Source organism: Bacillus sp. T2.9-1 (assembly GCF_950097965.1).
Classification (GTDB): domain Bacteria; phylum Bacillota; class Bacilli; order Bacillales; family Cytobacillaceae; genus Niallia; species Niallia hominis.
In genome coordinates this window covers 162,251-176,501 of the sequence record NZ_CATNHG010000001.1, presented here as the reverse complement: position 1 = coordinate 176,501, position 14,251 = coordinate 162,251, and the positions used below count along the sequence as shown (strand labels likewise).

The window sequence follows — 14,251 nt, the reverse complement described above, 5'->3', positions numbered from 1 at the left end:
TCCTTAATAGTATGATTTAACTAATTTATAATAGAGAGGAGGGAAAAGATGATTAATCAGGTTACTTTAGTAGGAAGGCTAACGAAGGATCCAGAGCTAAGAGTTACACAAGAAGGAACGTCTATAGTGAATGTTACTGTCGCAGTAAATAGAAACTATAAAAATCAAGCTGGCGATTACGATGCCGACTTTGTCCTATGTACTTTGTGGAATAAAGTGGCAGAAAATACAGCACAGTATTGTAATAAAGGTTCACTGGTTGGTATTACTGGCAGGATCCATACGAGGAATTACGAAAACCAGGATCGAAAAAAGGTCTATGTGACAGAAGTAATTGCCGAATCTGTTCGTTTCTTGGATCCGAAAAAAGTGGAACATACCATTCCGTAAAGGAGGTAAGGATGGTGAATAATGCACCAGATTTAATGGTTACATTAATTAAAATGCAAGCAAAGACAAATGAAAAATTAGAACAATGTAATAGAAGAATAAAGCAATTAGAACATATTATTCACATGGAAAACATCTCGCGTACTTCCCCAACATCTTAAGACTTTCACCCTATACACTACTCACACCCATTATCTTTCCGTTTCAAAATTCATTTGAAACAATCAATCTTTTAATAGAAAAAATCAATAAACTCCCCCAAGAAATCCTTCTTTTTTGAAAGTGCCTAATGAGGCGCTTTTTTTGTGAATTATTGAACAATATTATTGTATGTAAAGGCGGCATGAAAGGTACATTGGCTTATGCTTTTGCAAAAAAAATAACCTTAAAAATAATTAAGGCTAAAACGTTATCATTATTGAATATTCTGATATTGTGTTCAATTGCTATCTTCTAATATTGTTAATAGGGCACGTACTTCTTCTTGGGTGAAGCCTTGCTTTTTTGCCTCCATTATGAGTGTTATCCATTCACTGTCCAAATTACTTTTCGTCAAAACATCTGTGGGAAACAAATTAATCATGATAATTAACCTCCTTATAGAGAATATAAGGTGACCCAGCCATCATAGTAAAAATCTACCTTAGACCTGAAGCTTTGCGTCCCACCCTTTCAGATGGTTTGCCTTTATCTGATAATTGTACAAGTAAAATTTTATCACTATTGTGCTAATGTTAACAACCTTTTCATATACAATCTTTCGACATATTTCAACATATGCATAGTGAATATTTCTGTTTAATAGAAGGGTTGTTGAGAAAATAGAATGCAAGCCTTTTTTCCTTTAGAAATGTTACGAGTAAACCATCACTAGCCTTAATTGTTTCTAGGAGACAATTTTTATATAATAGAAAGGGGCTTTTTAAAAATTTTCTCATTAGGGGATACAAAATGGATAAGAAATGGCTAGGAAATTTAAAAGTAGATGTTTTAGGCTCAAAAGAAGCTATTACATATATAAAAGAAAAACTGGAGAAAAAAATTGCATCGGATATTTTTTTTCTAAATGACCATGGATATAATATTGCACAAAAGGATTCGGAATATCGCTATATGTTAAATAATGCAGATTTATTGTTAAATGATGGAATCGGTATCGAAATGGGTGCTAAGCTTTTTGGCTTTTCTTTTAAGGAAAATTTAAACGGTACAGATTTTATCCCTGCATTATTTGAATCATTAAATGAAGAGAAGAGTAACCAATATCGAGTGTTTCTTTTAGGCGCTAAGCCTGGCATTGCACAAAAAGCTCAAGAGCGGTTGCAACAACAATACAAGAATCTCCTGTTTGTAGGGAATCAAGATGGGTATTTTCCAAAAGAAAGTACAGGAGATATAATTGATCAAATTAACAATCGTAAAACAGATATCCTTTTGGTTGGTTTTGGGATGCCCTTACAGGAACAATGGATTAATGAATATCGTTCGAAACTGGAGTGTACTGTTACGATGGCTGTAGGCGCTTTTATCGATTTTTCCTCTGGAGAAGTTGCAAGAGCTCCGAAAATTTTCCGCGATCTTCGGCTTGAATGGCTGTATCGAATGGGGAAAGAACCGAAAAGACTATGGAAACGAAATGTTGTTGGGCATGTTGCCTTTTTCAACTCTATTTATAAGCAAAGAAAAACAAAATAAAAACCTGCCTGATGGAGATAATCCTTTTATCAGGCAGGTTTTTATTTTTAATTAGAGGCTCGCTTCTTTCTCTGCACAAGTACAATTATTGCTCCAATAAGTAGGAGACCTAAACCGATTAAAACAAGGTTATAGGAGGCAGTTGCAGTATTAGGTAGTGACTCGCCTTTTCCTATATTTTGCTTTTCTGTAGGCTCTGAAACTAGTTGAGAATCAGATTGCTTTGAATCTTCTAAAACAGGTGTTTCCGTGTTCTTCCCATCAGATACAGGAGGAGTTTCTGTATCTATTTCTTCAGATGTTTCAGGAGTTTCTGGTATAGCAGGCTGAGTCGGCCTTGCTTTCTTCGCATCTACTAATAAAATAGTGCCACCATCATCTCTAGAAGGGAGGATAACTGTGATTTGACTATCTGTAATTGGATACGTTTTACCAGAATATAAATCGACTGCTTCCTCCGCAAATGGAATCTTAAAGGTTACCTCGGTTGCAGTCTCCTTTGTATTTAATCCAACAAATACTTGCTGATTGGAGTATTCACGCTTAAATACAGAATAACCTTCTACATCACTTCCAGATATTTGAGAGCGAGTTCCTTTTGAAAAAACGTCAGAGTATTCTTTTCTAGTATTTAATAGTTTAGTATAATGCGCTAGAATCTCATTATTTTCTGTTACATTCCAATCTATGCTATATCGGTTATCATAGTAAGGATAATTATTTGCCCCAGACAGGCCTAATTCTTCACCGTAGTAAATGACGGGCTGGCCTTTTGCTGTAATTTGTAAAGCTGCTGCCAGCTTTAGCTTACCGACATCGCCACCTACAGATTCTAAAAAGCCATCTTCATCATGACTACCTAAAAACTGTCCTAATGTACCGGTATTTGAAAGCTTGTTATTTCTTTCTTCTAAAGCATTTTGTACGCGTATGATATCGCCATTTGCAAAATCTCGCGCCAAATATTTGAAATCAAAATCCAATAGGGAATCCATCATTCCAGAATTTAAATAGCCTTGGTCATCATTAACCTGTGCTCCCCAAGCCTCGCCAATTAATTTAAAGCTTGGCATTATTTTCGTTAATTCATTTTTAAAGCTCATCCATGTTGTATTTTCCACATGTTTTACTGTATCAACACGGAAATAATCGATGGTATTTCCTTTGGCAGTTTTCGATTTTTCAATCCAACTAGTTTGCCAATTGATTATTTGTTTTCGTACTTCCTCGTTTTCGGTTAATAAATCAGGTAGTCCTGATAGCTCTCCTTGTACGGTATCGGTACCGCCATCACGGAACATACCAGCAAAACGATTTCTATCTTCCTGTGTCGGGAAGTTGGCAATCTTTCCATCATTTATTGCATCATTTGTTTTTAAACCATAGCCAGCATGGTTAACAACAACATCGACCATGATCTTTATTCCTCGTTCATGTGCTGCATCAATTAATTCATGAAAATCCTCCATTGTACCAAAGTGAGGATTTAATTTCTCGAAATTACTTGCCCAATATCCATGGTAGGCATAATAAGGGGTATCTGGATTATCATAGCGAACATCATATTGGATATTTTCCACAATAGGATTAATCCAAATTGTATTGATTCCTAGGTTTTCAAGATAATCTAATCTTTGGGTAATCCCTTTAAAGTCACCACCATGATACGTTCCAGGCTTGCTTGAATCGTAGCCGATGTTATATGGATCATTGTTGGAGGAATCTCCATCAAAGAAACGATCTGTAAGCATAAAGTAAATTCTTGCTTCATCCCAGTCGAAATCATCTTTTCCTACAGATTGTCTTGCTTTCACTGTGAGTTCTGCTTTAACTGTATGGATGTTTCCATACTCATCTATAATCGTTACAGGGATATCTTTTACCCCAGTAGTAGTAGCTTGATCAATTGCAATAGTGAGTTCATTTAATTGCGGGTTGATCCCTACTTTTTCTTTTCCACCAATAGCTCGTAAATCAGCATAAACTTCTCTAATATCTGAATTTTTATTCTGATTATAGTCAACAGATAGTACAGCGTTTTCGTTATAAGTTACTTCTTTTGGTTGGATACTTGCATGAATAGTCATATCTGGCTTTTCATAAGCAAGAGTGGATAGTCCATCAATCGTATTGTATGGATCAGTAACCTCGGTTTCAACGCCATTCATTGTGACAATAAAAGAATATGGATGGTTGCCTTCGGGAATATTTTCAAGAGTATATGAATAACGTTCATTCTTTGTTTCATTTGTCATCTTATAACGTTTACCATTGAATTGTAATTCAACTTTCTCGATTTTTTCCATTTCGTTTTTAGTATATAATTCTTTATCTCTATAATAGAAAGTAGCATTACCATCCGTTAACACAGGACCTGTTACTTCTGGAACGATATAAAGATCATCTTGCCCACTAGTAGCATAAACCTTTGTTATCAAATCTGTTTTATTTAAAGGAATATAGCGATCCCCATTTCCTTCTTTAATCGCAGTGTCCCAGTTTTCACCCTTTCGTAATATAAATCCGACACTTTGCGTTACTTCACTTACATTGATAGTCGCGGTAGCCATTCCATGGAGATTTTGGTCAAAGTCTATTTGATCATCCTTTACTCCAGTCCCCCAAACCCAGACATTCCAATCTGTATAATTTTGATCCATTCGGTCATACATAAACTGGATATGTCGTCTTTCATAATGATTACCTTTTAAATCTTCTATCGCCTTAATAGCTTCCTCCTTAGAGTAAAAAACGGTATCTAGCCCTTCAATTATCCATGCTTCTGCCATCTGTTTCCCTTCGGCAATGGCAATGGTGTTTTCTGTATCTTGTGTTTCCCAGTTTCCTTTACGAGGGATTATCGTTATATCCTTTTCAGGAAAAGAAAATTCGCCACTTATAAACTTAAAAGGATCATTTTCTTCTTTTGTAAAAGAAAATCCTCCATCTTGTAGTCCACTATTATAAATCCATAAATCCCATTTTTCATAATTTTCATCTAAACGATAGTAGTTAATAGTGTACGTATACATGTCTCCCACTATTTCGATTTTCTTTTCCACTTTTTCTCCATCTTTTTCAGCAACAAGGATAAAGGAATCATTTGCTTTCACATTTTCATGAACAATCAGTTGCCCATTTATAAGCTCTATTCCTTCTACTATTTCTTTCAGTGACCATGTAAGCTGTGAAATCTTTTGAATGGAACCATCCTTTTTCACTAGATTCGCTTCTAAAGGATAGGATGTATTTTTCTCTACCTTTACTGGAAGTAAATCAAGATTTAAACCAGGCACGATAAGTTTGCTATTGCCATCTGCTAGCTCTTTATTAGCGGGGTCTGTAATCCATTCATTGTCTACAATAAATTTATACTGATACACACCTGCTTCAAGATTTGGAACAGTAAGTGACCATCGATTATTCTCGTCCTTTTCCATTGATAATGCTCCGTTTTGCCAATCGCTAAAGCTTCCTGCAACTTTAACTTCCTTTGCAGTTGCATTATCATAGGAAAACTGTACTGATTTGTCAGCACTGATGAGCGGAGATTCTAGTAAACTATCTGCTTGTGCTTTTGTACTTGGAAGGTACCCTCCAAAGCTGCTAAAAATAAGTAGAACTATTAAACATAGTGAAAGATAAGGATACTTTTTCATACTCAAAAAACATTCTCCTTTCGATTTTTTATGAGAAACAGAGTAGAATCTGTAACTACCTATTAAAGTTAAAGAAAACGATTGCCTAAAGAAAAATAAAGTTACTTTATTGAAAATATGTAGTGATGTGACTTTTGTAGTGAAAACGATTGCATAAAATAGCAAGAGGGAAGCTATAGTTAAATTAGTACGTGTGAATCGGTTTGAAAACGTTTTCTTTTTAAGGATACTATGTATTTATATATTTGACAATAGCATTTTTCGTATTTTTTAGAATTAATCTGAAAAAGTGATAGAGTATTAGTAAAGTATAATGAATTTCTATTCTTATTTTTTGGAGATTAGATAGGAGAGTAGTACAAAATATCCTTCTCGGAGATAAAGTAAATTAATCATTATGAGATAATATTGGTAAAAAATGTGATAATATAAGAAAGAGTATAAAACGAAAATTAAAGGAGAATTATATATGATTTTAGTAGTAGGGGGAGCTGGCTATATTGGAAGCCATCTAGTAAAAGATTTAGTGGAAAAAGAAGAAGTGGTAGTATTAGATAATCTTGCTACTGGTCATGAGGAAGCAGTGGATTCCCGTGCGGTTTTTGTGAAAGGCGATTTAGGGAATGTCGAAGATTTAGAATCGATTTTCACTAAGTATCCAATTAAAGCAGTCATGCATTTTGCAGCATATAGTTTAGTTGGCGAATCTGTTCAAGATCCATATAAATATTATGAAAACAATGTTGCAAATACATTAACATTATTAAATGTCATGTTAAAACATAATGTCAAAAACTTTATTTTCTCTTCAACGGCAGCTACCTATGGAATTCCTAAAGAGGAAATTATTTTAGAAAGCTCGGTAACATCTCCTATCAATCCTTATGGTAGATCAAAGCTAATGGTTGAACAAATTTTAGCTGATTTCCATTCGGCTTATGGGCTTCATTATGTTGTGTTACGCTATTTCAACGCAGCAGGTGCCCATGTATCTGGTGAGATTGGGGAAAATCATGATCCGGAAACGCATTTAATTCCAATTATCCTTCAACAATTATTAGGAGAGAGAGAGTCTATTTCTGTATTTGGCACAGATTATCCTACAGAAGATGGAACATGCATCCGAGATTATATTCATGTTACAGACTTAGCAAATGCCCATATAGCAGCGCTAGAAGCTCTATTAAAGGAAACAAAAGAAGCAGAAACATATAATCTTGGCAATGGAGTAGGCTATTCTGTTAAGCAAGTAATTGAAATGTGTGAAAAGGTTACTGGTAGAGAAGCCAATGTCATCCTTAGTGATAGAAGAGCAGGAGACCCAGCAAGATTAGTTGCTTCTTCAGAGAAGATATTCAGCGAACTTGGCTGGAAAGCAGAAAGAGGCTTAGAGACAATTATTGAAAGTGCCTGGAAATGGCATAATAAATAATAGGAGTGGCGAAGAAATGATGTATTTCTTCGCTTTTTTCTAGTAAATGTTTATATATTAGCTTGTCAATCTATTCTAAACAAAAGGGGTACTATACATGTTTAAGGTAAATCGTATTCATCATATAGCTATCATTTGTACCAATTACAAAGTTTCTAAAGAGTTTTATGTTAATCTATTAGGTTTTTCACCAATAAATGAAATATATAGGGAAGAAAGAGAGTCCTATAAGCTAGATCTCTTGGTAAATGATAGCTATCAAATTGAACTATTTTCCTTTCCAAATCCAAAGAAAAGACCGAGTTATCCTGAGGCAGCTGGCTTACGTCATATTGCGTTTGAAGTGAATAATATAGAAGATACTGTACAGTATTTACAATCGAATAATATAAGAGTTGAAGAAATTCGGATCGATCCAATTACGGCCAAAAAGTTTACATTTTTTGCAGATCCTGATGGGTTACCTATTGAATTGTATGAGGTCTAATTAGCATGAGCCTTTCCTTTATATTGAGAAAGGGTACAAACGGTTTGTAAAATAAACTGCTTATCTTGAGCACTTAGTAATTTCCAGCTTCCAGCTTTTATTTTCATATTTATCATCCTTTCTACTATTTATTCCTTGTAGTATATATATACCGCGTTTATTTTCATTGAAAACACCAAAATTATCAACAAAAGCTGACAAGTATTTCCCGAGAAATGTCGGCTAACAAATTAATAGCCCTCATAGCGAGAAATGCTAGGAGGGCTTATTCTTAAATTAACTCATTAAAATTATTGATAATAAGCTGATCAACCACACGTTCCGTGGCTTTGCCATCTAAATCATCAAAGAAGTACTTAACGAAAGGCTCTATTTTCTCCATTTTAAAATCTTCTTTTTGAATAATGTCGATCATTCTTTCTGTCGTTTTAGCAAGTGGTCCAGGAATAAAGGAATGATAGTCATAGTAGAAGTCACGAGTTTGTACATATTCTTCCACATCATACGCAAAGAATATCATTGGTTTATTTAATAGAGCATACTCAAAACATACAGATGAATAATCAGTAATTAAGATATCCGTAATGAATAATAAATCATTGATTTCTCGATAGGAAGAAAAATCGTAAAAGAAATCACTAAATTGATAAGGAATACTAAATTCATTTTTTACAAATGGATGAATTTTAAATAGAAATACATACTCATCCTTCAATTCGTTATATAGCTTTTCCAAATTTAATACTTCCATTGGATAGTGAGCTGACATTTGTCCATTTCCACGAAAAGTAGGGGCAAATGTGATTACTTTTTTTCCTTTTAAAAATGGAAATTCTTCGTATAGGTTATTTCTTACTTCTTCTTGATAGTCTTTATCGAAAAAGACATCTGTTCTTGGAATACCTGTTGGAATGACATTTTCTATATCAATTCCGAATCCTTCTGCATAATGCTTAGCAACATTATGAGAGCTAACAATGGCTTTTGTATAATTCCGATGGTTTTTTGATTTTGGCGAAGGTCCACCTGGACGTCCTAAGCGACTAAATCCAAACGTTTTAAAGGCACCAACCGCATGCCATAATTGGATTAATTCTGCATTTTTTCTAATAGTAAGTGGATAGATCATTGGATAAAAATCATCAAGAATAATAAATTTTGCTGTAGCTAAATGATATGCTAAGCTGAATATTTCTCGGTAATTCTTTTTTTCATCTACTCCTTTTTTTAAGAGAAGATGGTAGTCATAGTTTAAATTTCTTTTAAGTAATTCATCGTATACAAATTGGAAGTTTCCACTCATTTCACTTCTACTATCAGATGCAAAAATAATCTTTCTTGTTTGTAAAGGTAATAACTTACACAATTTGTATGTTAAAGAAAAGCACCATTTATATACAACACGATAAACAACCCCACGTTGCTTTAAATCCGCATCTAATCCCATTACTGAAGGATCTAAATCCTTTAGCTTTGATGAGGTAATTTTTAATGTTTTTAATGGTAAATCATATGTAGCTAAAAGATTGTACTTCATTTCCTTTTTGGCAGTAAAATACTCCATTTTTGCAGAATGGAAGCCATTATCAAGAAAATGCTCAATATTTCCTAAAGGAAATGACTTTTTATATACTTTATCGCCTAGTACATGTACTTCTAATTCTAAAAATAAGCGATAGTCTTCCTCAGGTAGTGGTCTATTATGGGATGTAATGGTTGCAAAGTTAACTTTAGAGCGAAAGCCTGCCCAACTATATTTATTATCAATAGAATCATTTGTTTTTATCTCTTTTACAAGAACATCCTGTAAAGGGATAGAAACCTTTAAACCACTAGTACTTAATAAGATCAAACGCTTTTTCACTAAATCCTCATTCGTCATCGGAATATTCTCTAAGAAAAAATAGCCTTCAATTTCCATGATTGGCCCATTCCAATTTAATTGAGTAATTTTACGACGTGGAATATGTTCTTCGATTTTTCCAGCGATTTCATTAAGGACAGGAAGCGATTCACTTATTTTTTCTTTTTGAATGATAATGCGATCTTCCGTTATTTGAACGGGCTTATCAATACTAAATTCTAACTCATCACGGACTACAGTCCCAGATGATTCAGAAGACGGTCTTCTTCTTAACTTTCGAACAATCTTTCTTAACATACTTATATCTCCTTAGCTTTCATAAAATAAAGCCTTGTCAGTGAAAGGAAGTTAAACTGACAAGGGTGTATAGATATTCCGATTTCTATGAATTTATAGCCGGGGAATATCCTCTTTAGTTAAAGGTGAGAGCAGATGAGAGACTATTCTTTTGGAAGCCTGTCCATCAGAATAATCAAAAAATCTGTTTTTAAATGCAATCATTTTTTCCTCGTCAAAGGATCCATCATTTAACCAATTTACAAGGGAATCAGTCGTTTGTAAAATTGGTCCTGGCACTAGTGAATCATAGTCATAATAGAAATCCCTTTCTAGCATATATTCCTCTAAATCGTGAGCAAAGAATGCCGCGGGTTTATTTAACAAACTATAGTCAAAAATAATAGAAGAATAATCAGTAATAAGGACATTCGTAATCAAAAGCAATTCCTCAATTGTAAAGCCATCAGCAATATGGAAAACAAAATCATGTAAATCTTCATCTACTTGAAAGCTAGAAGACATGTATGGATGTAAATGCACTAACACTACTGAATCTTTCTCTAATTGATCCTTAAGTAATCTAAAGTTAATTGGACTTACAAATTGTTCTTGTTGATAGCTTTTTCCTCGAAAGGTTGGGGCATATAAAATCAATCGTTTACCTGTAAGTGGTCCAAATTTACTTGTAAATCTATTAAGTACTTCTTCTTTTCTATTTCCTTCAAAAAAATAATCTGTTCTAGGAACACCAAGGGGGAAAACTCTTGTTTCACTCATATTAAAAGCTTCTGAATAGTAAGGAATCACTTCAGATGAGCTTACATACACTCTTGAATAGTTTGAGTGTATTTTAATCGTTTTTATATAATCCTTACTTGGACCATATTTTTTCCCTACTAGGCTCATACCAAATTTCTTAAATGCTCCACAAGCGTGCCAGAGTTGAATGATTTCTGTATTTTTCCGAGGTTTTATAAGGTAAACCAAGTAATGATAATCATCTATAATAAAATATTTAGAAGTTGCTAAGTGGTAACATTCCCTTATTATATGGAAAAAAAAGCGTAGTTTACCTAGGAGTGAATTATTTAGTTTAAAAAAAGATTTTACTAATTGATAATTTTTGTTTCTGTTTTCGATTTCCTGGTAAATATACATTAGATTTCCATTTATTACATTTGATCGTGTCGAAGCAAACGTTATTTTCTTCGAATTCACTTTAAATATAATAGAAAAAAAGAGATAGGTAATTTTGATCATTACTTTCATTAATACAGTAGGTAGTAATTTTATTTTTCTCAAATCAATCTACCTTTCTAGTCTACTTAAAATAAATTCACTCACTTTATATTTTCCACTCCATAATTGTTTTTCCCCATGAAGCAGTTAAGTCTTTTTCAAAAGCTTCAATAATGGATTGAATAGATGTGACTGTTTGGACTTCTCCAATGAGTGTGGAAAAGTAATCGACAATATCTGGGAATTCTTTATATAAGTTAACAGTATTTTGGAAATCAGCACGTCCACTTCTACTGCTACCAATCATAGTTATCCCTTTTTCTAAAACCATTCTAGTATTAATTTCTACTGGATATTCAGATACACCTAGAATAGAAATAGAACCTTCAGGAACGATTAAATCAATGCTCTGGTTAATAGCATATTGGCTACCTAAGCCACCAACACATTCGAAGGCATGATCTATTTTTACTGACTCTGGGATATCATCTATTAAATAGGTTTCATCCACAAAAGAGAAGCGATCTAATTTATACTGGGTTTTCCCGAAGGAAATCACTTTACTTTCTGGATATTTTTTCTTTAATATTAATGACATTATAAATCCTAAATTCCCATCACCCCATACGCCAAACGTATTGCGGCGGACATGTGATCTCGATTCAAACCTAGTGATAGAATGCATGGCAATCGTAATAAGCTCAGTAAAAGCCGCCACAAATGGATTCATATTTTCTGGGATTTCAACTAAACGATCTCTATTTAAAAAGACATAATCCTGCATAAATCCATCGTAACCACTAGATCGGAATCTACTTGAACGTAAATAGTTCTCTGCAATAAAAGGATCTTCTTCAGTAGGGTCATTAGGGACCATCACTACTTTTGTTCCATTAGCGAATTCACCTTTTGGATCATAGACAACCTTACCGATTCCCTCATGAATTAAAGCCATAGGAAGTTTTTTTGCCATCGCCTCTTTGCCGCGTGAACCTGTATAGTAACGTTGATCTGCATTACAAATAGAGAGGTGGGTTGGTCGAACAACAATCATATCAGATTTTAATGAAAAATCTTGGTAGGTAACTTCAAATTGTCTTGGAGAAACAAGACGATATACTTGATTAATCATGGTTTATACTCTCCTGGATAATAGCGTTTGCTACTTTTAAATCGTAAGGTGTAGTAATTTTAATATTAAATACTTCACCCGTAACAAGCTTCACTTTTTCTCCTTTCAAGACACAAATTTTACATGCATCAGAAAGAATCGCCTTTTGCTCGGAAGACAGGGAATAATAATGTTCTTTAAGCATCTTCATATTAAATGTTTGTGGTGTTTGTCCTTGGTACATAAAATCTCGAACAGGGATATTAGAAATAGACTCGCCATCCTCTGATTCAACAATTGTATCAATAGCAGAAATAACGGTATCAACAGCACCAAATTCAAGACCATATTGAATGTTTTCTTCTATAATACGGTGTGTGATAAAAGGTCGAACGGAATCATGGGTTACGATAATATCATCATGGAATAATCCGAATGTATCTTCTACATATTTGATACCATTCATAATGGTCCCATTTCTATCTTCTCCACCTTCAATAACAACTAAACGGTCACGCTTATCGATAAATTTGTTAATAATATCATTCGTGTAATTAATCCATTCTCTTGGTGAGGCAATGATTATTTTTTCGAATTGATCATTTAATAAAAATTTTTCGATTGTATGAATAATGATAGGTTTATCGTTTAATGGAAGGAATTGTTTTGGCATGCTTACATTCCCCATTCTTGTTCCTTTACCACCAGCAAGTATTTCAGCATATATCATAATTTAATACTCCTTTTACATACTTAATAATTCTAACTTTTTTATATTATTTTGTAATCAATAATTTACATAAATCAAACTTAATATACACTTCTTTTCGAGTCATTTCAACAAATAGCCTAGGATTTAAAGGAAACGTAATACTTAGAATTACTATAGGCTGTATTATTAATATCTAATATCTAGAAGGAGGAAGATTTTAGGTAATTGGAACTATCTTGTATTTTAATATAAGAATTTTATAAAAAATAGAGGTGAAGGGCAATTATGCCCAACACCTTTTTATAAGTCTAAATGTTCTTTAAGTTTATTTTGAATGTTTGTTCTCTCTTCATCGCTAACAATTAAATACCATATTTTATTAATTGTTTGACCAGAGCCCTCAATGCTGAACTGTTCAATATCTCCTGCAGCATTCTTATAATTCTTTTGAATATCGACCATTTCATCAAATGTAATATTTGTTTTTACATTTTTACCAAGAGCTTCAAAAATATCATTAAAATTGGTTAAAGTATTAAGGCTGGCTCCCTCTTTAATCACAGCTTGAATAATTAATCTTTGACGAAGCTGTCTACCGAAGTCCCCGCGAGGATCTTCTTTTCTCATTCGAGAAAACTTAAGAGCATCTTCCCCATCTAATGTAATTTTTCCTTCTGGAAAATGTACACCACTATAAGTAAAGTCTAAATCATTGTTGACAGTCACTCCACCAACTGCATCGACAATATCTTTAAAGCCTTCCATATTAATTTGCATATAATAATCAATTGGTATATCTAAGAAATTTTCAACCGTATCCATAGACATGGCAACCCCACCAAATGCATATGCGTGGTTAATCTTATCTGTTGTGCCATGTCCAACAATTTCTGTACGTGTATCCCTTGGAATACTAAGCATTTTAACTGATTTTTTTTCTGGGTTAACAGTCAGAACAATCATTGTATCCGAGCGACCGCTGTCTCCTTCTCGTTCATCTACTCCCAGCATTAAAACAGAAAACGGTTCTTTTTTATTTAAATCTAAGAGATCAGTTCTCTTCTCAGTTACTCGATCTACTGGGACATGCATCGTATCAACTGCATCAGTTAAGGATTTATATACAGTAAATCCATATGCTAGAATGGCAATAATCAAAATTAATAAGACAAGTCCTGATATACGTAACCATTTATTCTTTTTTCGTTTTGGTTTATCGGATCTCATGCTAAAGTAAAACCTCCATATCTTGACAAAAATTGATAAAGCTAAATAAAGAATAGCAGAAAAAGGGGGAATTTAATATCATTATTTTCTGAAATAGGAACTAATCTAGATTATTTTGAGGTAATGATTAATTAGTTTTCTAAAAAAAATAAATAA

12 protein-coding genes and 1 riboswitch are annotated in these 14,251 nt (G+C 33.5%); of the genes, 5 read left to right on the top strand and 7 right to left on the bottom strand.

What is annotated here, in order from left to right; translation table 11 throughout:
• Positions 1-48 precede the first annotated feature (48 nt).
• Entirely contained in the window at positions 49-390 is a 342-nt protein-coding gene (locus QQZ16_RS00815; protein ID WP_031540392.1) for a single-stranded DNA-binding protein, read from the top strand.
• A gap of 14 nt (positions 391-404) precedes the next feature.
• Positions 405-551: a hypothetical protein gene (locus QQZ16_RS00810; protein ID WP_155986808.1), complete on the top strand. Its 147-nt coding sequence runs from the start codon at positions 405-407 to the stop codon at positions 549-551.
• Positions 552-829: 278 nt separating this feature from the next.
• Here QQZ16_RS00810 and QQZ16_RS00805 read toward each other — a convergent pair whose 3' ends face one another.
• Positions 830-973 (bottom strand): anti-repressor SinI family protein, encoded by a 144-nt coding sequence (locus QQZ16_RS00805; protein ID WP_109767414.1) that lies wholly within the window; start codon positions 971-973, stop codon positions 830-832.
• A gap of 26 nt (positions 974-999) precedes the next feature.
• A riboswitch (cyclic di-GMP riboswitch) is annotated at positions 1,000-1,086 on the bottom strand.
• A gap of 255 nt (positions 1,087-1,341) precedes the next feature.
• On the opposite strand from QQZ16_RS00805, the gene QQZ16_RS00800 reads away from it, so the two are divergent.
• Positions 1,342-2,085 (top strand): WecB/TagA/CpsF family glycosyltransferase, encoded by a 744-nt coding sequence (locus tag QQZ16_RS00800; protein ID WP_235250518.1) that lies wholly within the window; start codon positions 1,342-1,344, stop codon positions 2,083-2,085.
• 47 nt (positions 2,086-2,132) lie between these two features.
• On the opposite strand, the gene QQZ16_RS00795 is transcribed toward QQZ16_RS00800, so the two are convergent.
• Positions 2,133-5,744 (bottom strand): alpha-amylase family glycosyl hydrolase, encoded by a 3,612-nt coding sequence (locus tag QQZ16_RS00795; protein WP_235250692.1) that lies wholly within the window; start codon positions 5,742-5,744, stop codon positions 2,133-2,135.
• Between the two features lie 469 nt (positions 5,745-6,213).
• Between QQZ16_RS00795 and galE the strand changes: the two genes are divergently transcribed.
• Positions 6,214-7,176, top strand: coding sequence for a UDP-glucose 4-epimerase GalE (galE, locus tag QQZ16_RS00790; protein WP_235250526.1), 963 nt, complete (start codon positions 6,214-6,216; stop codon positions 7,174-7,176).
• Between the two features lie 97 nt (positions 7,177-7,273).
• Complete coding sequence (gloA2, locus tag QQZ16_RS00785; protein ID WP_235250535.1) at positions 7,274-7,663, top strand: SMU1112c/YaeR family gloxylase I-like metalloprotein; 390 nt, start codon at positions 7,274-7,276, stop codon at positions 7,661-7,663.
• Between the two features lie 271 nt (positions 7,664-7,934).
• Here gloA2 and QQZ16_RS00780 read toward each other — a convergent pair whose 3' ends face one another.
• The 5 genes from QQZ16_RS00780 to tagU form a co-directional block, all read right to left on the bottom strand.
• Positions 7,935-9,824 carry a CDP-glycerol glycerophosphotransferase family protein gene (locus QQZ16_RS00780; RefSeq protein ID WP_235250545.1) on the bottom strand — a complete coding sequence of 630 codons (1,890 nt, stop codon included), beginning with the start codon at positions 9,822-9,824 and terminating at the stop codon, positions 7,935-7,937.
• A 93-nt stretch (positions 9,825-9,917) separates the two neighbouring features.
• On the bottom strand, positions 9,918-11,066 hold the full coding sequence (locus tag QQZ16_RS00775) for a CDP-glycerol glycerophosphotransferase family protein (protein WP_235250694.1): 1,149 nt from the start codon (positions 11,064-11,066) through the stop codon (positions 9,918-9,920).
• Between the two features lie 85 nt (positions 11,067-11,151).
• Positions 11,152-12,177 carry a ribitol-5-phosphate dehydrogenase gene (locus QQZ16_RS00770; RefSeq protein WP_235250554.1) on the bottom strand — a complete coding sequence of 342 codons (1,026 nt, stop codon included), beginning with the start codon at positions 12,175-12,177 and terminating at the stop codon, positions 11,152-11,154.
• On the bottom strand, positions 12,170-12,886 hold the full coding sequence (locus tag QQZ16_RS00765; protein ID WP_235250564.1) for an IspD/TarI family cytidylyltransferase: 717 nt from the start codon (positions 12,884-12,886) through the stop codon (positions 12,170-12,172). The genes QQZ16_RS00770 and QQZ16_RS00765 overlap by 8 nt, the downstream gene beginning before the upstream one ends.
• Positions 12,887-13,168: 282 nt before the next feature.
• Positions 13,169-14,095 carry a polyisoprenyl-teichoic acid--peptidoglycan teichoic acid transferase TagU gene (gene tagU / locus QQZ16_RS00760; RefSeq protein WP_235250586.1) on the bottom strand — a complete coding sequence of 309 codons (927 nt, stop codon included), beginning with the start codon at positions 14,093-14,095 and terminating at the stop codon, positions 13,169-13,171.
• Positions 14,096-14,251 lie beyond the last annotated feature (156 nt).

Coding starts and splice junctions, on each gene's coding strand:
- QQZ16_RS00815 (WP_031540392.1), top strand. CDS start 49: ATGATTAATCAGGTTACTTTAGTAGGAAGGCTAACGAAGGATCCAGAG.
- QQZ16_RS00805 (WP_109767414.1), bottom strand. CDS start 973: ATGATTAATTTGTTTCCCACAGATGTTTTGACGAAAAGTAATTTGGAC.
- QQZ16_RS00800 (WP_235250518.1), top strand. CDS start 1,342: ATGGATAAGAAATGGCTAGGAAATTTAAAAGTAGATGTTTTAGGCTCA.
- QQZ16_RS00795 (WP_235250692.1), bottom strand. CDS start 5,744: ATGAAAAAGTATCCTTATCTTTCACTATGTTTAATAGTTCTACTTATT.
- galE (WP_235250526.1), top strand. CDS start 6,214: ATGATTTTAGTAGTAGGGGGAGCTGGCTATATTGGAAGCCATCTAGTA.
- gloA2 (WP_235250535.1), top strand. CDS start 7,274: ATGTTTAAGGTAAATCGTATTCATCATATAGCTATCATTTGTACCAAT.
- QQZ16_RS00780 (WP_235250545.1), bottom strand. CDS start 9,824: ATGTTAAGAAAGATTGTTCGAAAGTTAAGAAGAAGACCGTCTTCTGAA.
- QQZ16_RS00775 (WP_235250694.1), bottom strand. CDS start 11,066: ATGATCAAAATTACCTATCTCTTTTTTTCTATTATATTTAAAGTGAAT.
- QQZ16_RS00770 (WP_235250554.1), bottom strand. CDS start 12,177: ATGATTAATCAAGTATATCGTCTTGTTTCTCCAAGACAATTTGAAGTT.
- QQZ16_RS00765 (WP_235250564.1), bottom strand. CDS start 12,886: ATGATATATGCTGAAATACTTGCTGGTGGTAAAGGAACAAGAATGGGG.
- tagU (WP_235250586.1), bottom strand. CDS start 14,095: ATGAGATCCGATAAACCAAAACGAAAAAAGAATAAATGGTTACGTATA.